Source organism: Halomonas ventosae (assembly GCF_004361885.1).
Taxonomy (GTDB): Bacteria; Pseudomonadota; Gammaproteobacteria; order Pseudomonadales; family Halomonadaceae; genus Halomonas; species Halomonas ventosae_C.
The window spans coordinates 73,544-92,726 of record NZ_SNWH01000004.1; the positions used below are offsets into that span (position 1 = coordinate 73,544).

The following is a 19,183-nucleotide window of genomic DNA, read 5'->3' on the forward strand; positions in this document are numbered from 1 at the left end:
ACGTGATGAAGATGATAAACCTTCGCGCGCTGTTTGCCGGGCTGTGCCTGCTGCTGATGGCATTGCCATCGCTGGCGGCCCAGCCCGAGCAGACCCCCGAGCAGATGATCCGCGACAGCATCACCGAGCTGATGAAACAGATCGAGGGGCGAGAGGCCTATTTCAGCAACCATCTCGACGAGCTCAAGGCGATCATCGATGACAGCCTCGAGAACGTGGCCGACTTTCGTTACATCGGCGCCAGTGTGATGGGGCGCTATTTCAGTAACGCCACACCGCAACAGCGGTCGCGCTTCGTCGATACCTTCCGCAAGACACTGATCGATACCTACGCCAAGGGCCTGCTCTCCTTCGACTACCGCGAGATTCGGGTGCTCGATAACCAGCAGGCCTCACGCTACAAGGATCAAGCGAGCGTGGACATGGAAGTGGTGGCCATGGACGGGACCGTCTATCCCGTCAGCTATTCGCTGCGCCTGGACGACGGCCAGTGGAAGGTGGTCAACGTGATCGTCAATGGTATCAACCTGGGACTGACCTTCCGTAACCAGTTCGACCAGGCGATGCGCGAACAGAATCGCGACTACGATGCGGTCATCAACAACTGGGCGCCCGAGATTGCCGCTGAAGAGCTGGAACAGGGTAGCAACGCATGAGCGTGTTGCTACAACAGCGCGGCGCCGGCCTGGAGGCCGATGGTTGCCGACTGGCGGCAACCGGTGAGGTCGGTTTTGAAGGTGCCGCCGCGATGGCTGAGGCCGGCAGTGAATGGCTAGCCGCTCGTCCTTCCGGCAGCCAGGTGATCTTCGATCTGAGCGGGGTCGATCGGGTCAGCAGCGCGGCGCTCAGCGTACTGCTGGAGTGGATACGCCAGGCTCGTGATAGCCACATCGAGGTCACCACCGTGCGGCTTTCCGTTCCCCTCCAACGGCTGACCCGGGTCGCGGAACTGGATACCCTGCTGCCGCCCGCCGAACAGGCTGCCGCCTGACGCGCCCCCTCCCCATCGCCAAGAGCGGTGCTTTTCTTTACCATGCTGTGCTACTAGATCTCCGCTGACGGCGACCACCTGTGGCCGTCGGAGGAGTGGCCCACGACGAATCACAGGAGTGCCGGTGTCATGCAACCCAGCGAAGTGAAGGCGCTGCTCGAGAGCCGACTCGACGATTGCGAGTTCCATATTCAGGGTGAAGGCTGCAACTTCCAGGTGGTGGCCGTGGGCGAGGCCTTCAAAGGCCTTTCACCAGTTAAGCGCCAACAGATGATCTATTCGGCACTGTCCGAGGAGATCGCCTCCGGCGCTCTGCATGCGGTAAGCATCAAGACTTATACCCCGCAACAGTGGCAGGCCGCCACCGACAATCAGGGAGCCTGAGGCTCGAGCTGCCATGGACAAGCTGATCATTACCGGTAACGGGCCTGTCGACGGCGAGGTCTGGGCCAGCGGCGCCAAGAATGCTGCCCTGCCGATCCTCTGCGCGACCCTGCTGGCCGACGAGCCGGTGACCATTGGCAATCTCCCGCACCTGCAGGACATCACCACTACCCTGGAGCTGCTGGGCCACATGGGTGTCGAGGCTGAGATGGGCGACCGGATGTGCATCCAGCTTGACGGCTCCCAGGTCACCCACTGTCATGCGCCCTATGAATTGGTCAAGAAGATGCGTGCCTCGATCCTGGTGCTCGGGCCGCTCCTTGCCCACTTCGGCCATGCCGACGTTTCGCTGCCCGGTGGCTGTGCCATCGGCTCACGCCCAGTGGATCTGCACCTGCGCGGACTGGAAGCGATGGGCGCCAAGATCAGCGTCGAGGCCGGCTACATCCGGGCGCGGGTCGATGGTCGACTGCACGGTGCCACCATCTTCTTTGACACCGTCACCGTGACCGGCACCGAGAACCTGCTGATGGCGGCGACCCTGGCGGATGGCACCACGGTGCTGGAAAACGCCGCCCGGGAGCCCGAGGTGGTCGACCTGGCCGAGTGCCTGATCAAAATGGGCGCGAGGATTCGCGGCCACGGCACCGCTACCCTCGTCATCGAAGGCGTCGAGCGGCTGCATGGCGCCTATCATGCTGTCATGCCCGACCGCATCGAGACCGGCACCTTCCTGGTGGCGGCGGCACTCTCCCGGGGACGGGTTCGAGTCCGTCGCACTCGTGCCGATATCCTCGATGCGGTACTCGCCAAGCTCGAAGAGGCGGGGGCCACCATCACCACCGGCGAGGACTGGATCGAGCTCGACATGCAGGGTAGGCGGCCGAAGGCGGTCAACGTGCGCACCGCGCCCTATCCGGCCTTTCCCACCGACATGCAGGCTCAGTTCGTGGCGATGAACGCAGTGGCCGAGGGTACCGCCCGAGTGGTGGAGACCATCTTCGAGAACCGCTTCATGCACGTGCAAGAACTCAACCGCATGGGGGCCGATATCGCCCTGGAAGGCAATACCGCGGTCATCACCGGGGTCGAGTCCCTCTCCGGCGCGCCGGTGATGGCCACCGACTTGCGGGCCTCGGCCTCGCTGGTGATCGCGGCGATGATGGCCGAGGGCGAGACCCTGGTCGACCGGATCTACCATATCGACCGTGGCTACGAATGCATCGAGGAAAAGCTGCAACTGCTGGGCGCCCGCATTAGGCGCATTCCCGGCTGAGTCGACCAACAGGCGAGACCATGAGCAAGCAACTGATCCTGGCCCTCTCCAAGGGCCGCATTCTCGACGAGACCCTGCCGCTGCTGGCCGATGCCGGCATCACCCCGGCCGAGGAGCTGGGCAAGAGCCGCAAGCTGCTGTTCGAGACCAACCTGCCGGATGTCAAGCTGGTGGTGATCCGGGCCACGGACGTGCCGACCTACGTGCAGCTCGGCGCGGCGGATCTCGGCGTGGCCGGCAAGGACGTGCTGCTCGAGCACGGCGTCGAGGGCCTCTACGAGCCCCTCGACCTGGAGATCGCCCGCTGCCGGCTGATGACCGCCGGCATCACCGGCGCCGAGCCGGCCCGGGCGCGCCGGCGGGTGGCCACCAAGTTCGTCAACGTGGCGCGCCGCTACTACGCCGAGCAGGGGATCCAGGCCGAGGTGATCAAGCTTTACGGTGCCATGGAACTGGCGCCGCTGATGAACCTGGCCGACGAGATCGTCGATATCGTCGATACCGGCAACACCCTGCGGGCCAACGGCATGGAGCCCCGCGAACTGATCGCCCCGATCAGCACCCGGCTGGTGGTCAACAAGGCGGCCATGACCATGAAGCACGACCGCCTGAAACCGCTCATCGCCCGCCTGCGCGAGGCGGTGTTGGCGCGGCGCGATAGTCTCGCGGTGTCGGTCCCATAGCCACGCCGGCCTTGCCCGCGGCTCCACGCCGCGGCAGTCTCACAGACAACGAGCCCCGTTTCGAGAGGAAGCCACTGCCATGAGCCAATCCCCCATTGATGGCGTCGACATCGCGCGGCTGTCGACCTCACAGGCCGACTTCGATCGCCGCCTGGCCGACCTGCTGGCCTGGGAGGGGGTCTCCGATGCCGAGCTCCAGCAGCGCGTCGACGAAATACTGGCCGCCGTGAAGTGCCGGGGTGATGCCGCGTTGGTCGAGTACTCGAACCGCTTTGACCGGCTCAAAGTCGCCTCCATGGCCGAGTTGACCCTGAGCGAGGGGCGACTGCGCCAGGCCTTCGAGGGGTTGCCAGCGGAGCAGCGCGAGGCGCTGTCGAGCGCCGCCGAGCGCATCCGTGCCTATCACGAGCGCCAGAAGCCTGAATCCTGGCACTACACTGAGGCCGACGGCAGCGTGCTGGGCCAGCAGGTCACTCCCCTGGACCGTGCGGGCATCTACGTGCCGGGCGGCAAGGCGGCTTATCCCTCATCGGTGTTGATGAACGCCATTCCCGCCCATGTGGCCGGCGTGCGCGAGATCGTCATGGTGGTACCGACCCCCGATGGCATCCTCAACGAGCTGGTGCTGGCCGCTGCCTACCTCGCCGGTGTTGACCACGTCTTCACCATCGGCGGCGCCCAGGCGGTGGCGGCCCTGGCCTTCGGCACCGAGACGGTGCCGCGGGTGGATAAGGTGGTCGGCCCGGGCAATATCTATGTGGCCACCGCCAAGCGGGCGGTGTTCGGCCAGGTGGGCATCGACATGATCGCCGGCCCCTCGGAGATCTTGGTGGTCTCGGACGGCGGCACCGACCCGGATTGGCTGGCCATGGACCTCTTCTCCCAGGCCGAGCATGACGAGGATGCCCAGGCGCTGCTGGTGAGCTGGGATCTCGATCACCTGCAAGCGGTGGCGGCTTCGATGGCACGGCTGCTGCCGACCCTGGAGCGCGCTCCCATCGTGCGTAAGTCGCTGGCTCGCCGTGGTGCGCTGATCCATTGCCGGGATCGCGACGAGGCGCTGGCGCTGATCAATCGCATCGCCCCGGAGCACCTAGAGCTCTCGGTGGCCAACCCTGAGGGTTGGCTCCCTGGCGTGCGCCATGCCGGGGCGATCTTCATGGGTCGCTATACCGCCGAGGCACTGGGCGATTACTGCGCCGGCCCCAATCATGTTTTGCCCACCTCGGGAACGGCGCGTTTCTCCTCACCACTGGGGGTCTACGATTTCCAGAAGCGCTCATCGATCATCCACTGCTCGGCCGAGGGCGCCGAGGCGCTCGGCAAGATCGCCTCCACGCTTGCCCGGGGCGAGTCGCTCACCGCCCACGCCCGTTCGGCCGAGTATCGCCTCAAGGTATGATCCCGAGGCATGAGCCGAAGCCGAATTGCTGATAGCAGAGGACCCTACCGCGACTGGCAGGCCCCTGTTGGTGTCTCGTCCTGGGTTGGCGTTACGGCGGCTCGGGGCGGTTTGTCTGGGGGGTTGGGCGTTCGCCGAGTGTTATGGTGATCTCGTGTCGCTCGCCGCCGCGCACCACCGTTAGCGGCAGTCGGGTACCCGGCGCCAATGCGGCAATATCGCTCATCGTGCGTCGCGGATCGAGCACCGGCTGGCCGTCGACCTTCAGCAGCACGTCGCCAGGCTGCAGGCCGGCGCGATCGGCAGGCCCGTCCGGCACCACGCCGGCGATGATCACCCCGGCGGGTGTCTGTAGGCCGAAAGAGGCGGCGAGATCCTGGCTGAGCTCCTGCGCCTCGATACCCATCCAGCCGCGGATGACGCGCCCTTGGGTGATCAGTTCCTCGAGGATGTTGCGCGCCAGGTTGGCGGGGATAGCGAAGCCGATGCCCTGGGAGCCGCCGGATCGCGAGAAGATCGCGGTGTTGATGCCGACCAGAGCGCCTTCGGCGTTGACCAGCGCGCCGCCGGAATTGCCGGGATTGATGGCGGCATCGGTCTGGATGAAGTCCTCGTAGGCATTGAGTCCCAGGTGGCTGCGCCCGGTGGCGCTGATGATGCCCATGGTGACCGTCTGGCCGACGCCGAAAGGGTTGCCGATGGCCAAGGCGACGTCGCCCACCGCGACGCGGGTGGTGTCGGACAGTTCCATGACCGGCAGCGCGTCCAGGTCGATGCGCAGCACGGCGAGGTCGCTCTCGGGATCGGTGCCTATCACCTCCGCCAGTGTCTCGCGGCCGTCGCGCAGGGCGACCTGGATCTGGTCGGCGCCGCGGATCACGTGATGGTTGGTCAGCACGTAGCCCTCGCTGCTGACGATGACCCCGGAGCCGAGGCTGGAGAGCATGCGCTGGCGGCCGGGAAGCTCGTCACCGAAGAATTGGCGGAAGAAAGGGTCCGACATCAAGGGGTGCGAGTCGCGCTCGACCACCCGGCTGGAGTAGACATTGACCACGGCCGGCGCGGCGCGATCCACCGCCTGGGCATAACTGACCGGCCCCTGGCCGCGGTTGAGCGGCTCGGCCTGAAGCAGCTCCGGGGCCTCACGAGGCTGCTGCTCTTCGCCGGCTTGCCGTGCTGCCTGGCCAGGGGTGGCTGTCAGCGTGGCTGACTGACCGATCAGCTGGGGGAAGGCATTGAGCAGCACGATGGCCGCCAGCACACCGATGAGGATGGGCCAGAGGTAGGGGAGCAGGGTGCGTCGCATGCGGTGAGAGTCCTCATGGGGGCTGGCTCGCGGGCGATCCTCCCGCTGGTTACACTGGGCGGATGGTAACATTGCCAATCCGTTTGCGTCTGGAGGCTACATGGCGAATCGAGACGACCTGGTTGCGGCATGCAACCGACTACTGGAACCCGAGCGCTTTAGGGACTATACCGTGAACGGCCTGCAGGTGGCCGGTAGCGAGCACGTCACGCGGGTCATGAGCGGGGTAACCGCCTGCCAAGCCCTGCTCGACGAGGCAGTGGCCTGGCAGGCCGACCTAGTGCTGGTCCATCACGGCTACTTTTGGAAAAACGAGCCGGTCACCATCACGGGTATCAAGCGCCGGCGCCTGGCGACGCTGCTGGCTCACGATATCAACCTGCTGGCCTATCACCTGCCGCTCGACGCCCATGCCGAGCTCGGCAACAACGCCGAACTCGGCAGGCGGCTGGGTTTTGCCGTCACTGGCTGCGCCGATGGCGAACTCGGCGAAGGCTTGTTGTGGCTGGGCGAACCGCGTGCCGGCCTGAGCCCGGCGGGCCTGGCCCGGGAAATTGCCGCGAGCCTGGGTCGCGAGCCATGGTTGATCGAGGCGCCGAAAGGCGGCGAGATACGCCGTGTCGCCTGGTGCAGCGGTGGCGCCCAGGACATGATCGCCGCTGCCCGGGAAGCTGGTGCCGACGCCTTCATCTCCGGCGAGATTGCCGAACGCACCACCCATCTGGCGCGCGAAATGGGCATCCACTACCTGGCGGCGGGTCATCATGCCACCGAGCGCTACGGCGTCCAGGCCCTGGGCGAATGGTTGGCCAGGGGCTTCACTATCGAACACCGCTTCGTCGATATCGACAACCCCGCCTGAGCAATAATGTAGTCCAAGACCCCGATACCGATGCCCTTCAGCAGGCAGGCGATGGCCAGCAGCCAGTTGATGTTGCTCTCGTCCACGTGATGCGTTCTTCCCGGGGCGCTGTGTGACCAGTCTCTTGGCGTGTTGGCTCTCTATTTTAGGCAAGAGGCAGTGCGATAGGCGATGGGCTGCGCGCGGTCAGCGCGATGGGGGCGATGCCAACCGGCCAGGGGAGGCGTACAATGATGTGCTCGAATGTATCGGATACAGGCCCCGCGCAATCCCATGAGTGAGACGCTACCTTCCACTTCTTCTTCGCGCAACATGCGGTATTCCCAGACGCCGATGAGCCGCTACCGGGCGGATCTCGAGCGTCATGGCTTCCAGCCCGACGCTGCTCAGCAACAGGCCGTGGTGCATCTGCAGCGTCTCTTCGACGAGCTGGTGACCACACCGCCTTCCCGGGTGGTGGTGCCGAAACGCGGCGGGCTGAAGTCGCGGGTCGCCGGCCTGTTCGGTCGTCGTGATCGTGGGGCGTCATTCGACCCGGCGCTTCCGACGATCCGCGGCCTCTATCTCTGGGGAGGGGTAGGACGTGGCAAAACCTACCTCATGGATGTGTTCTTCGAGACGCTGCCTTTTCCCGACAAGATGCGCACCCACTTTCACCGCTTCATGCAGCGGGTGCATAACGAGTTAGAGCATTACAAGGGCGAGCGCAACCCGCTGACGCTGATCGCTGCCAAGTTCGCCGCCGAGGCCCGTGTCATCTGCTTCGACGAGTTCTTCGTCAAGGACATCACCGATGCCATGATCCTGGCCAACCTGCTCGAGTCGCTCTTCGCACACGGTGTGGTGCTAGTGGCGACCTCGAACATCGTGCCCCGGGAGCTTTACAAGGAGGGCTTGCAGCGAGCCCGTTTCCTGCCGGCCATCGATCTGTTGGAGCGCCATTGCGAGGTACTCAATGTGGATTCGGGAATCGACTACCGCCTGCGCGCCCTGGAGCGCGCCGAGATCTTCCACTTTCCACTAGATGCGGTGGCCGAGGCTGAATTGGCCCGCAGTTTCTATGCGATCGCCGGCCACGAGGGCGAGGCAGGGGTGTCGATCGAGATCAATCATCGGCTGCTGCACACCCGGCGGCTGCATGACGATGTGGTGTGGTTCGAGTTCAGCGAGCTCTGTGAGGGGCCGCGCAGTCAGAACGATTACATCGAGCTGGCCCGCGAATTCCATAGCGTGCTGGTCTCCAACGTCATCCGCATGAACGCCGGAACGGACGATCAGGCGCGTCGTTTTATCAACATGGTCGACGAGTTCTACGACCGTGGGGTTAAGTTGCTGATGTCCGCAGAGGTGCCAGCCGAACAGCTCTATCGCGATGGCCGTCTCGAGTTCGAGTTTCAGCGCACTCTCTCGCGGCTCCAGGAGATGCAGTCTCGTGACTACCTGGCCTTGCCGCACAAGCCGTGACCCGGCATTGCTCTGGCGCCGGAGCCTCGTGTAGAATGCGCGCTCGCTCGACTGTTGTCTCGCCTCGCGGCTGCAGGCAACCAAGAAAAATAGGGATGGTTCCATGCCGGATGCCCGGCGGTAGAACCCAATACATCAAATGGTGATTCATCCATGAAGACGTTCACTGCCAAACCGCAGTCCGTGCAGCGCGACTGGTTCGTCGTCGATGCTGCGGACAAGACGCTCGGCCGCCTCGCTACCGAGATCGCGCGCCGCCTGCGCGGCAAGCACAAGCCGGAATACACTCCGCACGTGGATACCGGCGATTACATCGTGGTGATCAATGCCGAGAAGGTCCAGGTGACCGGCAACAAGGCCAGCGCCAAGACCTACTACCGCCATACCGGCTACCCGGGAGGCCTGCGCTCCATGAATTTCGAGAAGATGATCGCCCACGCGCCTGAGCGTGTCATCGAATCCGCCGTCAAGGGCATGCTGCCAAAGGGTCCGCTGGGGCGTGCCATGTACTCGAAGCTCAAGGTCTACGCCGGCACCGAGCATCCGCACGCGGCTCAGCAGCCGCAAGCACTGAACATCTGAGGGAGTCTTCGCCATGACACAGCAGTATTACGGGACCGGGCGCCGCAAGACCTCGACCGCGCGCGTTTTCATGAAGCCGGGCACCGGCAGGATCACCGTCAACAGCCGTGAGCTGGACCAGTACTTCGGTCGCGTCACCGGTCGCATGGTGGTTCGCCAACCACTCGAGTTGACCAACACCATGGGTCAGTTCGATGTTTACGTGACCGTTAAAGGAGGCGGGGGCAGCGCCCAGGCTGGCGCCATCCGTCACGGTATCACCCGTGCCCTGATGGATTACAATGAGGACTTCCGCGGCCAGCTGCGCGAAGCGGGCTATGTCACCCGCGATGCCCGCCAGGTCGAGCGCAAGAAGGTTGGCCTGCGCAAGGCGCGTCGTCGCCCGCAGTTCTCCAAGCGCTGATACTTCGCGAATTGTCGGACAAAAACGCCCAGGCCCAGTGACCTGGGCGTTTTTTGTTCTGCATCAGGAATTTGTCATCAGGTTTCCACGCTGCTCAGGGAACCTTTCCTTGTGCCGCGCGAGACGATTTTTTACCATACACTACATTTGGTATCCGTGGTCGCGGGGAATTCACTGCCCGTGATGGAACAACGGGTAAGCTGATGGGAGAAACCAAAAAATGGCAGATAACGGCGTAAACAAGGGTCGGCGCCGTTTCCTCGTAGGTGCTACTACCGTCGTGGGTGCGGTAGGTGTCGTCGGGGTTGCGGTCCCCTTTGTGGCTTCCTGGCAGCCGAGTGCTAGGGCAAGAGCGGCGGGTGCTCCCGTCCAGGCCGACGTGTCGAAGCTTGAACCCGGCCAGCGGATGACCGTCGAATGGCGTGGCAAGCCGGTGTGGATTCTCTATCGCTCTCAGGAGATGATCGAGCGGACCAAGTCCATCGCCCCCGAACGCTTGGCCGACCCGAATTCCCAGCAGCCACAGCAGCCGCCTTATGCGGATGGTCTGCTGCGCTCCATCAAGCCGGAAATCGGTGTGATCGTCGGCATCTGCACCCATCTGGGCTGCTCGCCGCTGTTCAAGCCCGAGCCGGATGCCGAAGGGGTTGGTGTAGACAACTGGCCGGGTGGCTTCTTCTGTCCCTGCCACGGCTCGCGTTTCGACCTAGCTGGGCGGGTGTTTCGCAATGTGCCGGCGCCGCTGAACCTCCAGGTGCCGCCTTACCGCCTCGATAGCGACGTGCTGATCACTGTCGGCGAAGATGAGGAGACTGCCTGATGGCTAACCCGAACAAGGTCAAGGCGGATCGCGGACTGATGCGCTGGATCGACGACCGCTTCCCGGCCACCCAGATGTGGCAGGACCACATGGCCAAGTACTATGCGCCGAAGAACTTCAACTTCTGGTACTTCTTCGGTTCGTTGGCATTGTTGGTACTGGTTAACCAGATACTCACCGGTGTCTGGCTGACCATGAGCTACACGCCTACTGCGGAGGGCGCCTTCGCTTCGGTCGAGTACATCATGCGCGACGTGGAGTACGGCTGGCTACTCCGCTACATGCACTCCACCGGTGCTTCGGCGTTCTTTGCTGTGGTCTACCTTCACATGTTCCGCGGCCTGCTCTACGGCTCCTACAAGGCCCCTCGCGAGCTAGTATGGATCTTCGGCATGGCCATCTACCTGGCGCTGATGGCCGAGGCCTTTATGGGCTACCTACTGCCCTGGGGGCAGATGTCCTACTGGGGCGCCCAGGTCATCATCTCGCTGTTTTCGGCGATTCCGGTGATCGGGCCCGACCTAACCCAGTGGATCCGTGGCGATTTCCTGATTTCGGGTATCACGCTCAACCGCTTCTTCGCGTTGCACGTGGTGGCATTGCCGATCGTGATTCTGGCACTGGTGGTGCTGCATATCATCGCCCTGCACGAGGTGGGCTCCAACAATCCCGACGGCATCGACATCAAGAAGAAGAAGGACGAGACCGGCAAGCCGCTGGATGGCATCCCCTTCCACCCGTACTACACGGTCAAGGACCTGGTCGGCGTGGCGGTATTCCTGTTCGTCTTCTGTGTGGTGATCTTCTATTTCCCGGAAGGCGGGGGGTATTTTCTCGAGCAGCCCAACTTCAAGCCGGCTGATCCGTTGACGACACCCATTCACATCGCTCCGGTTTGGTATTTCACGCCCTTCTACGCGATCCTGCGCGCCATCACCTTCTCGCTGTTTGGCCTCGATGCCAAGTTCCTCGGCGTGATCTGCATGGGTGCGGCCATCGCGGTGCTCTTCGTGCTGCCATGGCTCGATCGCAGTCCGGTGCGCTCCATGCGCTACAAGGGTTGGATGTCCAAGGTCATGCTAGGGTTGTTCGCGCTCAGCTTTGTGGCGCTGGGCGTGCTCGGGGTGCTGCCGGTCACCGAGGGGCGAACTCAGCTGTCCCAGCTGTTTACCGTCATCTACTTCGCCTTCTTCCTGCTGATGCCGTTCTATACTCGGCTGGAGAAGACCAAACCCGTTCCGGAAAGGGTGACTGGCTAATGAAAAAGCAACTGTTCGCACTGCTCCTTGCGCTGGTGCCGATGGTCGGGTTCGCTGCCCAGGGTGGCGTGCATCTTGAAGAGATGACCCCGGATCTCGAGGACAAGCCCTCCTTGCAGAACGGCATGAAGCTGTTCGTCAACTATTGCATGGGCTGCCATTCGCTGGCGTATCAGCGCTTCGCGCGCGCCGCCGAGGATCTGAACATTCCCCGGGAGCTCGTCGAGAAGAACCTGATCTTCTCCTCTGACCTGGCCTTCAACGACCAGATGCATATCGCTATGAATAACGGCGATGCCAAAAATTGGTTCGGTGCTCCGCCCCCCGACCTGACTCTCGAGTCGCGCCTGCGCGGTACCGACTGGATCTATACGTACCTGCAGAGTTTCTACAAGGATCCGACACGTCCCACTGGCGTCAACAACAAGGTCTTCCCGCTGGTGGCCATGCCCAATGTGCTGGAGCCATTGCAGGGGGTGCAGGAGATGGTCTGCGCCGCCACCGACAAGCCGATCAAGGGCGCCGAGCTCGATCCATTGAGTGGCAAGTACCAGTCATGCGAAACGCTGCAGGTTACTAAGCCCGGCGAGATGGAGCCGGCGGAGTTCGAGGAGGCGGTCTACGACATCACCAACTTCCTCGCCTACGTGGGTGAGCCCTCCAAGTTGCAAGCGCAGTCGCTGGGGCCTAAGGTGCTGATCTTCATCTTCATCTTCGGGGTTATCTCCTACCTGCTCAAGCGCGAGTACTGGCGCGACGTGCATTAATCCATTAGCGGTAGAGCTCTACTACGGGGGTGCATGGTCTACGATCATGCGCCCCCGTGGTCACAATCCTATAGTGGGTCGCACGATGTCCCTCACGGCGGGTCGGCCGTGTTATCATATTGGCACGAACTGATGCGAGGATTGTTACATGGGTGTAGTGACCAAGCGGTCGTCGATGATCTTCTACTCTGGAGGAGATGACCATTACAGTCACCGTGTGCGAATCGTCCTTGCCGAGAAAGGCGTGGCCGTGGATATCGTCGAAGTGAGCGACGAGCAGCACCCCGAGGAACTCGCCGATCTCAATCCTTACAATAGCGTGCCTACCCTGCTCGATCGTGACCTAGTGCTCTACGAGTCCAAGGTGATGATGGAGTATCTGGACGAGCGCTTCCCGCATCCGCCGTTGTTGCCCGTCTATCCCGTGGCGCGGGCCAAGAGCCGCTTGTGGATGCATCGCATCGAGCGCGAATGGTGCCCGCTGGTCGAGCAGATCCAGGGTGGGGCGAAGAAGGATGCCGAGAAGGCCCGCAAGGAGTTGCGCGAGAGTCTGGTGGGTATCTCGCCGATCTTCGAGGACATGCCCTACTTCATGAGCGAGGAGTTCACCCTGGTGGACTGCTGCCTGGCACCGATTCTCTGGCGCCTGCCTGTGCTGGGTATTGAGCTGCCCGAAAAACAGGTCAAGCCCTTGATGGGGTACCTGGAGCGCCTGTTCGACCGCGACGGCTTCAAGGCCTCTCTCAGCGAAAGTGAGCGCGAGATGCGCCCCTGAACCTTTTTTCGCCCCAGTGAGCTTCGGGGCCTTCAACCCAGGAGGACGAGCGATGCAATCGAGCCGTCCCTATATTGCCAGGGCCCTATACCAGTGGCTGCTGGACAATGACCTTACCCCTTACATCGTCGTCGATGCCGAGCAGAAGGGTGTCGAGGTGCCTCGCCAGTTTGTGCAGAACGGGCAGATCGTGTTGAACCTGTCACCGACCGCCGTGCGTGACTTCGCCATGGAGAACGCGGCAGTGAGCTTTTCGGCGCGATTCGGTGGCCGTCCCATGCAAGTGATGGTACCCAGCGAGGCGATGATCGCGATCTATGCCCGGGAAAACGGTGTGGGTATGGTGTTCGGACACGAGCCGGTGATCCCCTCTGAGGCCGCCGAAGATGAGGCGCCACAGCTCAATGAAGTGGAGAGTAGCGATGAGGTGGAGCGTGGCGATGACGCTTCGCCGCATGAGGGGCAGGATGACGAGTCACCACCGCGAAAGGGGCGTCCCTCGCTTCGCGTCATCAAGTGATCCAGAGATGACATTCCAGACGGCAGGCCCCATGGCCTGCCGTCTGGCGTTATGCAGGATCGGCTTTCAATCCAGGTAGTCGAAGACCTTGACGATACGCTGCATGCCGCCAATCGCGGAGACGGCCTGGACGATGCGCTGTGCCTCGTCGCGAGTGACGATACCCATCAGGTAGACGCTGTTGTTCTCGACGATGACCCGGATGCGCCCCGAGTCGATCTCCTGGTTGGCCGCCAGGCTGGTACGGATTCGGGTGCTCAGCCAGGTATCAGCCAGGCGCTGGCTGGCCGGCAGATTGGCGGCGATGGCGAGCTCGTTATGTACCTCGCGAACATTGCGCACCTTACTGGCCACCTGCGTTGCCTTCTCCTTGAGTTCCTCGCTGGGCACCTGACCGGTAAGCAGAACCACGCCGTTGAAACTGTCGACGTTGATCCGCGCGTCGCCCAGTCGGGCATCGGTGCGCCCGAGGTTGTGGCTGATCTTGGTTTCGATGCCCTCGTCCTCGATCTGGGTGCCGAAGGTACGCTCACCATAGTCCTCATCGATGGTGCCAGAATTGGTGACAGCGGTCACGGTCGTACAGCCGGCGAGGATCAGGCCGAGGCTGAGCAGTAGAGAAGAGAGCAGGGTCTTGCCGGTCATGGGGGTCACTCGCTTGTCCCGAAGAGTTGTTCGTCGATCAGGTCGCATAGGCAGTGGATCGCCAGCAGGTGGACTTCCTGGATGCGTGCCGTCGAGGTCGCCGGCACGCGGATCTCACAGTCGTCCTGGCCCAGCAAGGAAGCCATGTCGCCGCCATCTCGCCCGGTGAGTGCGACCACCGCCATGTCACGGTCGTGGGCGGCCTGGATGGCCTGAATGACATTGGCGGAATTACCGCTGGTGGAGATCGCCAGCAGGATGTCGCCGGGCTGACCCAGCGCGCGGACCTGCTTGGAAAAGACTTCGTTGTAACTGTAATCGTTGGCGATCGAGGTCAGCGTCGAAGTATCGGTGCTCAGGGCCAGGGCCGGCAGGCTGGGGCGCTCTCGCTCGAAGCGGTTGAGCAACTCCGAGGAAAAATGCTGGCTATCGCCGGCGCTGCCGCCATTGCCGCAGGCCAGTATCTTGCCCTCGTTGACCAGGCACTGAACCATCATCTGGCTAGCCACTTCGATGAACGGAGGCAGCACCTCGCTGGCATAGGTCTTGGTGTCGATGCTCGCATTGAAGTGGCCGAGAATGCGCTGCTGGAAATCCATGCGGGGTTCCTGGTCCTTTACGCTGAAGGGCTTGACCGCTTAGTACGCTTCGAAGGCATTCGCCACCCAGGTCATCTCGAGGTCTGGCGGCGTGCCGGTCACGGCCAGTACGTCGAAACGGCAGGGACATGATAGCCGGTTGTGCTGGAGATAAAAACGCGCCGCTCGGATCAGGCGGCGTTGCTTGGTCGCTGTTACCGTCTCCAGCGGGTGTCCATGGCGCGGGTCGGCACGGTGGCGGACCTCGACGAACACCAGAACGCTACCATCACGCATCACCAGGTCGATCTCGCCACCCTTGGCATGCTGGTTGCTTGCTTCCAGGGAGAGCCCGCGCGCCATTAACCAGCGTGCCGCGAGTTGTTCGATGGCGCTGCCGCGCGCGCGAGCGTCACGGGGCCCGGTCATCGTCAAACACGCCGGTCAGCACGGGTTGGGGAATGCCGTCGACGAAACGCGCCCAAGGCAGACGGCGTTGGATCCGGCCATCGTCGCCGACACTCAGGGTTCCGGTGGCGCCGAGCAGTTCGATGCCACCGATGGCCTGCAGTTGGGGCAGGCGAGTGGCCAGCTCATAAGCATCCACGCCCATGGCCATCAGCCGGAACATGGCGGGGTCGGACTCCTCGCGCAGCCGGCGATAGCTGTCGAGGAACGGCAGGGCCTCGACCCCGCCGACGGCGGCGTCGGGAATCTGCCAGGGAATATCGGGGAACATAACGTCGTTCAGGTCATGATCCAGTCGGGGCTGGGGACGGCCCTCGAAGAGATGCGAGGTGGCATAGATCGGCAACTTCCCGCTGCCGTAGTAATCTAGGGTCGGCGGTACTTGGCGGGCATACTCCGGCAGGGCCAGCAGGAACAGCATATCCGGCTGAGGGTTGGTCACGGCGCGGCGAGCACTCTCGGTGGCCGGGGTATCGGGGTTGTAGCGAACGGCATTGGCAATCTCTCCGCCAAGTTCGCGCCAAGTGCTCCAGAAGGCCTCGCCGACGCGGCGACCCCAGTCGTTATCCGGCACCAGCAGCGAGGCCAGGCGGTGGCCATCGATCCAGGCGCGACGGGCGGCCTGGTGGGCCTCGTCTTCGGCCGATAGGCCGTATTGGATAAGCCCTTTGGCGCGATTGTGCTCCCCGCGTCCGTAGTTGAGCGCCAGGGTCGGCAGGGGAACCTGTTCGCGCTGCTCGAGGCGGCTGACGGCATCCTTGTTCAGCGGGCCGATCACCACCTGGGCACCTCGCTGCGCCGCCGCTTGATAGAGGGCCTGAAGATCGCCCTGGCTGGTGTCGAAGAAGGTCAGGCGGGTGCCATCGTCACCCAGATGCTGGGTGACGATCCCCTCGCGGATCGCCCCGGCGATGCCGGCGAGGGGCCCGGACTCGGGAAGCAAGACCGCGATATGGGTAACTTCTTGGCCGCGCAGCTCCCCCAGGGCCGCGATCTCGCTGGGCAGACGCCGCGCTGCAGGATGATCAGGATAGCGCTCGCGCCATTCATCCAGTCGCGCGAAGAGCCGCGAAATGTCGCCGCCGCTGGAGCGAACCAGCTCGGCCAGGCCAACCCATCCCCGGGTCAGCTCGCCGCCTTCCTCGCGCAGGCTCTCCAGCGAGCCACCATCCAGTCGCGAGAGCTGGTCCCAGATGGTGTCGTTGAGATCCTCGCGATCAGTCTCGGCCTGAACCCGGATCAGCGCCCGGGCCGCGGCACGTGGCTCGTCGACCGCGGCAAGGGCCATGCCCAACCGCTGGCGCAGGGTCAAGGAGGCCTCACGAGACAGTTCGATCTCGTCAAGCAGCTGTCCGGCCTGGATCACCGCCCAGGGATCTCCCTGGGCCTCACCCAGTTCAGAGAGCAGCAAGGCCCAGCGCGTCCGTGCCTGGCGCTCCAGCCGGCTGTCGTTAATCGCCTTGGCGATCTCCAGTGCCTGGGTGCGGCTTCCCTGGCGTGCTAGGATATCGGCCGCCTCCAGGCGCGACAGCGCGGCCTGGCCGGGCGCCTGCTGCTCGGCTTGCTGCAGCAGGCGCTGCGGGTCGTCGTCGGCCTGTCGCTCGATGATACCCGGCTGGATGCTGCAGCCCGCGAGCAGCAGCGCGGTAAGTGCAGCGGCCAGCGGGCCGCGTAACGAGATCTTCATGAATCCTTCCTTGCCCCGTGTCCGTGAGCATCCCAGGGAGCCGAGATGTCCGATACCCCTACCGGTTCATTGTACGTGGTCGCTACACCCATTGGGAATCTGGACGACCTGAGTCCTCGCGCCGCCCGGGTGCTGGGAGAGGTGGCCGTGATCGCCGCCGAGGATACCCGCCACAGTGGCCGCCTGCTGCGCCACCTGGGCCTGGCGCGGCCGATGCTCTCGCTGCATGAGCACAACGAGGCTGCGCGGGTCGAGTCCCTGGACGCTCGCCTGGTCGCCGGGGAGGACGTTGCCCTGATTAGTGACGCTGGCACGCCACTGATCAGCGATCCCGGCTTCGTGCTGGTGCGCGAGCTGCGTGCCCGTGGTCGTCGTATCGTGCCGGTTCCGGGGGCCTGTGCGCTGGTGGCGGCTCTCTCGGCGGCGGGGCTGCCTACTGACCGCTTCCTCTTTCAGGGCTTCCTGCCGGCGAAGGGTGGCGCCCGGCAGGGGCGGCTGGAGAGGCTAGCATCCCGCGAGGAGACCCTGGTGTTCTACGAGTCGCCGCACCGCATCCGCGACACCCTGGTGGATCTGGCCACCACCCTCGGCGCGCGCCGGGTGGTGCTGGCCCGTGAGCTGACCAAGACCTTCGAGACCTTCCTGGACGGCTGTGCCGCCGAGCTGCTTGAGCGCATGGACGCCGACCCGGATCAGGCGCGTGGCGAGTTCGTGGTGATGGTGGCCGGCGCGTCGCCGCGCCAGGAGGACGAAGCCGGCGTGGTGGAGGGCGAGGCGCTGCTGGTCGCGCTGCTGGCTGAGGGCGTCGGCGTCAAGCAGGCGGCGGCCGTGGCGGCGCGGGTACTGGGCGGTGCCAAGAAGGTCTGGTATGGCCGGCTCCAGGCGCTTAAGGACGGACATTGAGGCAGAGGAAGGGCGCTGGTATGCTTGCCGCGGGAGTTGGCCAGACAGTCGCCGCCGCTCTGGCCTTCGGGCCGCAGCGGGGGAGGAAAGTCCGGGCTCCACAGGGCAGAGTGCCAGGTAATGCCTGGGCGGCGCGAGCCGACGGAAAGTGCAGCAGAGAGCAGACCGCCTACGTCTCCTGCGGGAGGCCGGCAAGGGTGAAAGGGTGCGGTAAGAGCGCACCGCGCGCCTGGCAACAGAGCGTGGCACGGTAAACCCCACTCGGAGCAAGACCAAATAGGAACCCCATGACGTGGCCCGCGTCGGGTTCGGGTAGGTTGCTTGAGGGTCCTGGTGACAGGGCCCCTAGAGGAATGACTGTCCATGACAGAACCCGGCTTATCGGCTGACTCCCCCTTCTTTTGCACACCGCCGTTGCGCACGGCCCTTCGCCCCTCAAACGAGAGCCCCATGCCGACATTCGCCCCTGAACAGCCCGCCCGCGGCTTTCGCCATGCCAGCGTGCTGCTCGATGGTGCGGTGGAGGGACTGGTCCACGATCCCCAAGGCGCCTACCTAGATGGCACCTTCGGCCGCGGCGGCCATTCGCGTGCGATCCTCGCGCGACTGACCTCGCAAGGGCGCCTGCTGGCCATCGACCGCGACCCCCAGGCCGTCGCCGAGGCTGCCGCCATCGACGATCCGCGCTTTTTCATCGAGCAGGGTGAGTTCGCCAATCTTGGCGAGATCGTCGACCGCCATGGCCTGTATGGCCGGTTGGCTGGCGTGCTGCTCGATGTGGGGGTCTCGTCGCCCCAGCTCGACGATCCCCAGCGAGGGTTCAGCTTCCTGCGTGATGGCCCCCTGGACATGCGCATGGACCCCACCCGCGGCGAGAGTGCCGCCGACTTTCTTGCTAGGGCAAACGAAGGTGAGCTCGCCGCGGTTTTCAAGGCCTACGGCGAGGAGCGCTTCGCCAGGCGCCTGGCACGTGCCATCGTGGCGCGACGCCCCGAGCGGCCCTTCGCGCGGACCGCGGACCTCGCCGAGGTGGTCAAGGCCGCCCATCCCGCCTGGGAGAAGGGCAAGCACCCGGCGACCCGCGTCTTCCAGGCCCTGCGCATCCAGGTCAACGGCGAACTGCAACAACTCGATGCCGCCCTGGAGGCGGCGCTGGAGGCCCTCGCCCCAGGGGGGCATCTGGTGGTGATCAGCTTCCATTCGCTGGAGGACCGTCGGGTCAAGCGCTTCATTCGCGACCACGTGCGCGGCGACACCGACCTGCCGCGCGGCATGCCAATCCGCGACGACCAGCTGAAACGCCGCCTGGCGTCGCTGGGCAAGGCGCGTCGCCCTTCCGCCGAGGAGATTCAGGAGAACCCTCGCGCGCGCAGTGCGGTGATGCGTATGGCCCGCAAGCAATACTGAG

At 64.1% G+C, this 19,183-nt stretch carries 22 protein-coding genes and 1 other RNA gene; 18 read left to right on the forward strand and 5 right to left on the reverse strand.

The window, feature by feature from the left end; genetic code table 11:
* Window positions 1-5 precede the first annotated feature (5 nt).
* The 6 genes from DFO68_RS04600 (at window position 6) to hisD (ending at window position 4,736) form a co-directional block, all read left to right on the forward strand.
* Window positions 6-656 carry an MlaC/ttg2D family ABC transporter substrate-binding protein gene (locus tag DFO68_RS04600; protein WP_373190585.1) on the forward strand — a complete coding sequence of 217 codons (651 nt, stop codon included), beginning with the start codon at window positions 6-8 and terminating at the stop codon, window positions 654-656.
* Window positions 653-991, forward strand: coding sequence for an STAS domain-containing protein (locus tag DFO68_RS04605; protein WP_133482511.1), 339 nt, complete (start codon window positions 653-655; stop codon window positions 989-991). The genes DFO68_RS04600 and DFO68_RS04605 overlap by 4 nt, the downstream gene beginning before the upstream one ends.
* A 129-nt stretch (window positions 992-1,120) precedes the next feature.
* Entirely contained in the window at window positions 1,121-1,375 is a 255-nt protein-coding gene (locus DFO68_RS04610) for a BolA family protein (protein WP_133482512.1), read from the forward strand.
* A 13-nt stretch (window positions 1,376-1,388) separates the two neighbouring features.
* Window positions 1,389-2,651, forward strand: coding sequence for a UDP-N-acetylglucosamine 1-carboxyvinyltransferase (gene murA / locus DFO68_RS04615; protein ID WP_133482513.1), 1,263 nt, complete (start codon window positions 1,389-1,391; stop codon window positions 2,649-2,651).
* Between the two features lie 20 nt (window positions 2,652-2,671).
* Complete coding sequence (gene hisG / locus DFO68_RS04620) at window positions 2,672-3,334, forward strand: ATP phosphoribosyltransferase (protein ID WP_133482514.1); 663 nt, start codon at window positions 2,672-2,674, stop codon at window positions 3,332-3,334.
* Between the two features lie 79 nt (window positions 3,335-3,413).
* Window positions 3,414-4,736 (forward strand): histidinol dehydrogenase, encoded by a 1,323-nt coding sequence (gene hisD / locus DFO68_RS04625; RefSeq protein WP_133482515.1) that lies wholly within the window; start codon window positions 3,414-3,416, stop codon window positions 4,734-4,736.
* A 91-nt stretch (window positions 4,737-4,827) separates the two neighbouring features.
* Here the strand turns inward: hisD and DFO68_RS04630 are convergent, their stop codons facing one another.
* On the reverse strand, window positions 4,828-6,042 hold the full coding sequence (locus DFO68_RS04630; RefSeq protein WP_133482516.1) for a Do family serine endopeptidase: 1,215 nt from the start codon (window positions 6,040-6,042) through the stop codon (window positions 4,828-4,830).
* Between the two features lie 100 nt (window positions 6,043-6,142).
* Here DFO68_RS04630 and DFO68_RS04635 point away from each other — a divergent pair, with 100 nt between their 5' ends.
* The 9 genes from DFO68_RS04635 (at window position 6,143) to DFO68_RS04675 (ending at window position 13,494) form a co-directional block, all read left to right on the forward strand.
* Complete coding sequence (locus DFO68_RS04635; protein WP_133482517.1) at window positions 6,143-6,904, forward strand: Nif3-like dinuclear metal center hexameric protein; 762 nt, start codon at window positions 6,143-6,145, stop codon at window positions 6,902-6,904.
* A gap of 273 nt (window positions 6,905-7,177) precedes the next feature.
* Entirely contained in the window at window positions 7,178-8,368 is a 1,191-nt protein-coding gene (gene zapE / locus DFO68_RS04640) for a cell division protein ZapE (RefSeq protein WP_373190622.1), read from the forward strand.
* Between the two features lie 153 nt (window positions 8,369-8,521).
* Entirely contained in the window at window positions 8,522-8,950 is a 429-nt protein-coding gene (rplM, locus tag DFO68_RS04645) for a 50S ribosomal protein L13 (protein WP_133482518.1), read from the forward strand.
* Between the two features lie 13 nt (window positions 8,951-8,963).
* The gene (rpsI, locus tag DFO68_RS04650; RefSeq protein ID WP_133482519.1) at window positions 8,964-9,353 is read left to right on the forward strand and encodes a 30S ribosomal protein S9; all 390 of its coding nucleotides are present in this window, start codon (window positions 8,964-8,966) and stop codon (window positions 9,351-9,353) included.
* A gap of 220 nt (window positions 9,354-9,573) precedes the next feature.
* Window positions 9,574-10,173 carry a ubiquinol-cytochrome c reductase iron-sulfur subunit gene (gene petA, locus DFO68_RS04655; RefSeq protein ID WP_133482520.1) on the forward strand — a complete coding sequence of 200 codons (600 nt, stop codon included), beginning with the start codon at window positions 9,574-9,576 and terminating at the stop codon, window positions 10,171-10,173.
* Window positions 10,173-11,432: a cytochrome b gene (locus tag DFO68_RS04660; RefSeq protein WP_133482521.1), complete on the forward strand. Its 1,260-nt coding sequence runs from the start codon at window positions 10,173-10,175 to the stop codon at window positions 11,430-11,432. The genes petA and DFO68_RS04660 overlap by 1 nt, the downstream gene beginning before the upstream one ends.
* Window positions 11,432-12,199: a cytochrome c1 gene (locus DFO68_RS04665; RefSeq protein ID WP_133482522.1), complete on the forward strand. Its 768-nt coding sequence runs from the start codon at window positions 11,432-11,434 to the stop codon at window positions 12,197-12,199. Before DFO68_RS04660 ends, DFO68_RS04665 begins: the two co-directional genes overlap by 1 nt.
* Window positions 12,200-12,347: 148 nt before the next feature.
* The gene (sspA, locus tag DFO68_RS04670) at window positions 12,348-12,974 is read left to right on the forward strand and encodes a stringent starvation protein SspA (protein ID WP_133482523.1); all 627 of its coding nucleotides are present in this window, start codon (window positions 12,348-12,350) and stop codon (window positions 12,972-12,974) included.
* A gap of 52 nt (window positions 12,975-13,026) precedes the next feature.
* Complete coding sequence (locus DFO68_RS04675; protein WP_133482524.1) at window positions 13,027-13,494, forward strand: ClpXP protease specificity-enhancing factor; 468 nt, start codon at window positions 13,027-13,029, stop codon at window positions 13,492-13,494.
* 66 nt (window positions 13,495-13,560) lie between these two features.
* On the opposite strand, the gene DFO68_RS04680 is transcribed toward DFO68_RS04675, so the two are convergent.
* The 4 genes from DFO68_RS04680 to DFO68_RS04695 are packed head-to-tail and all read right to left on the reverse strand — an operon-like array spanning window position 13,561 to window position 16,872.
* Window positions 13,561-14,139: a BON domain-containing protein gene (locus DFO68_RS04680; protein ID WP_133482636.1), complete on the reverse strand. Its 579-nt coding sequence runs from the start codon at window positions 14,137-14,139 to the stop codon at window positions 13,561-13,563.
* 5 nt (window positions 14,140-14,144) lie between these two features.
* On the reverse strand, window positions 14,145-14,738 hold the full coding sequence (locus DFO68_RS04685; protein WP_133482525.1) for a phosphoheptose isomerase: 594 nt from the start codon (window positions 14,736-14,738) through the stop codon (window positions 14,145-14,147).
* 39 nt (window positions 14,739-14,777) lie between these two features.
* Window positions 14,778-15,146 (reverse strand): YraN family protein, encoded by a 369-nt coding sequence (locus DFO68_RS04690; protein WP_133482526.1) that lies wholly within the window; start codon window positions 15,144-15,146, stop codon window positions 14,778-14,780.
* Window positions 15,130-16,872, reverse strand: a complete 1,743-nt coding sequence (locus DFO68_RS04695) for a penicillin-binding protein activator (RefSeq protein ID WP_133482527.1) — start codon at window positions 16,870-16,872, stop codon at window positions 15,130-15,132. Before DFO68_RS04695 ends, DFO68_RS04690 begins: the two co-directional genes overlap by 17 nt.
* Before the next feature lie 45 nt (window positions 16,873-16,917).
* Between DFO68_RS04695 and rsmI the strand changes: the two genes are divergently transcribed.
* From rsmI to rsmH, 3 genes are all read left to right on the forward strand, one after another.
* On the forward strand, window positions 16,918-17,775 hold the full coding sequence (gene rsmI, locus DFO68_RS04700) for a 16S rRNA (cytidine(1402)-2'-O)-methyltransferase (protein ID WP_133482528.1): 858 nt from the start codon (window positions 16,918-16,920) through the stop codon (window positions 17,773-17,775).
* Window positions 17,776-17,807: 32 nt separating this feature from the next.
* Window positions 17,808-18,172, forward strand: an RNA gene (rnpB, locus tag DFO68_RS04705) — RNase P RNA component class A.
* A gap of 53 nt (window positions 18,173-18,225) precedes the next feature.
* Window positions 18,226-19,182: a 16S rRNA (cytosine(1402)-N(4))-methyltransferase RsmH gene (gene rsmH, locus DFO68_RS04710; RefSeq protein WP_133482529.1), complete on the forward strand. Its 957-nt coding sequence runs from the start codon at window positions 18,226-18,228 to the stop codon at window positions 19,180-19,182.
* Window position 19,183 lies beyond the last annotated feature (1 nt).

Coding starts and splice junctions, on each gene's coding strand:
- rsmI (WP_133482528.1), top strand. CDS start 16,918: ATGTCCGATACCCCTACCGGTTCATTGTACGTGGTCGCTACACCCATT.
- DFO68_RS04685 (WP_133482525.1), bottom strand. CDS start 14,738: ATGGATTTCCAGCAGCGCATTCTCGGCCACTTCAATGCGAGCATCGAC.
- DFO68_RS04630 (WP_133482516.1), bottom strand. CDS start 6,042: ATGCGACGCACCCTGCTCCCCTACCTCTGGCCCATCCTCATCGGTGTG.
- DFO68_RS04635 (WP_133482517.1), top strand. CDS start 6,143: ATGGCGAATCGAGACGACCTGGTTGCGGCATGCAACCGACTACTGGAA.
- hisD (WP_133482515.1), top strand. CDS start 3,414: ATGAGCCAATCCCCCATTGATGGCGTCGACATCGCGCGGCTGTCGACC.
- rpsI (WP_133482519.1), top strand. CDS start 8,964: ATGACACAGCAGTATTACGGGACCGGGCGCCGCAAGACCTCGACCGCG.
- DFO68_RS04690 (WP_133482526.1), bottom strand. CDS start 15,146: ATGACCGGGCCCCGTGACGCTCGCGCGCGCGGCAGCGCCATCGAACAA.
- DFO68_RS04605 (WP_133482511.1), top strand. CDS start 653: ATGAGCGTGTTGCTACAACAGCGCGGCGCCGGCCTGGAGGCCGATGGT.
- rplM (WP_133482518.1), top strand. CDS start 8,522: ATGAAGACGTTCACTGCCAAACCGCAGTCCGTGCAGCGCGACTGGTTC.
- DFO68_RS04675 (WP_133482524.1), top strand. CDS start 13,027: ATGCAATCGAGCCGTCCCTATATTGCCAGGGCCCTATACCAGTGGCTG.
- rsmH (WP_133482529.1), top strand. CDS start 18,226: ATGCCGACATTCGCCCCTGAACAGCCCGCCCGCGGCTTTCGCCATGCC.
- DFO68_RS04695 (WP_133482527.1), bottom strand. CDS start 16,872: ATGAAGATCTCGTTACGCGGCCCGCTGGCCGCTGCACTTACCGCGCTG.
- DFO68_RS04660 (WP_133482521.1), top strand. CDS start 10,173: ATGGCTAACCCGAACAAGGTCAAGGCGGATCGCGGACTGATGCGCTGG.
- petA (WP_133482520.1), top strand. CDS start 9,574: ATGGCAGATAACGGCGTAAACAAGGGTCGGCGCCGTTTCCTCGTAGGT.
- DFO68_RS04610 (WP_133482512.1), top strand. CDS start 1,121: ATGCAACCCAGCGAAGTGAAGGCGCTGCTCGAGAGCCGACTCGACGAT.
- DFO68_RS04680 (WP_133482636.1), bottom strand. CDS start 14,139: ATGACCGGCAAGACCCTGCTCTCTTCTCTACTGCTCAGCCTCGGCCTG.
- DFO68_RS04600 (WP_373190585.1), top strand. CDS start 6: ATGAAGATGATAAACCTTCGCGCGCTGTTTGCCGGGCTGTGCCTGCTG.
- zapE (WP_373190622.1), top strand. CDS start 7,178: ATGAGTGAGACGCTACCTTCCACTTCTTCTTCGCGCAACATGCGGTAT.
- murA (WP_133482513.1), top strand. CDS start 1,389: ATGGACAAGCTGATCATTACCGGTAACGGGCCTGTCGACGGCGAGGTC.
- sspA (WP_133482523.1), top strand. CDS start 12,348: ATGGGTGTAGTGACCAAGCGGTCGTCGATGATCTTCTACTCTGGAGGA.
- hisG (WP_133482514.1), top strand. CDS start 2,672: ATGAGCAAGCAACTGATCCTGGCCCTCTCCAAGGGCCGCATTCTCGAC.
- DFO68_RS04665 (WP_133482522.1), top strand. CDS start 11,432: ATGAAAAAGCAACTGTTCGCACTGCTCCTTGCGCTGGTGCCGATGGTC.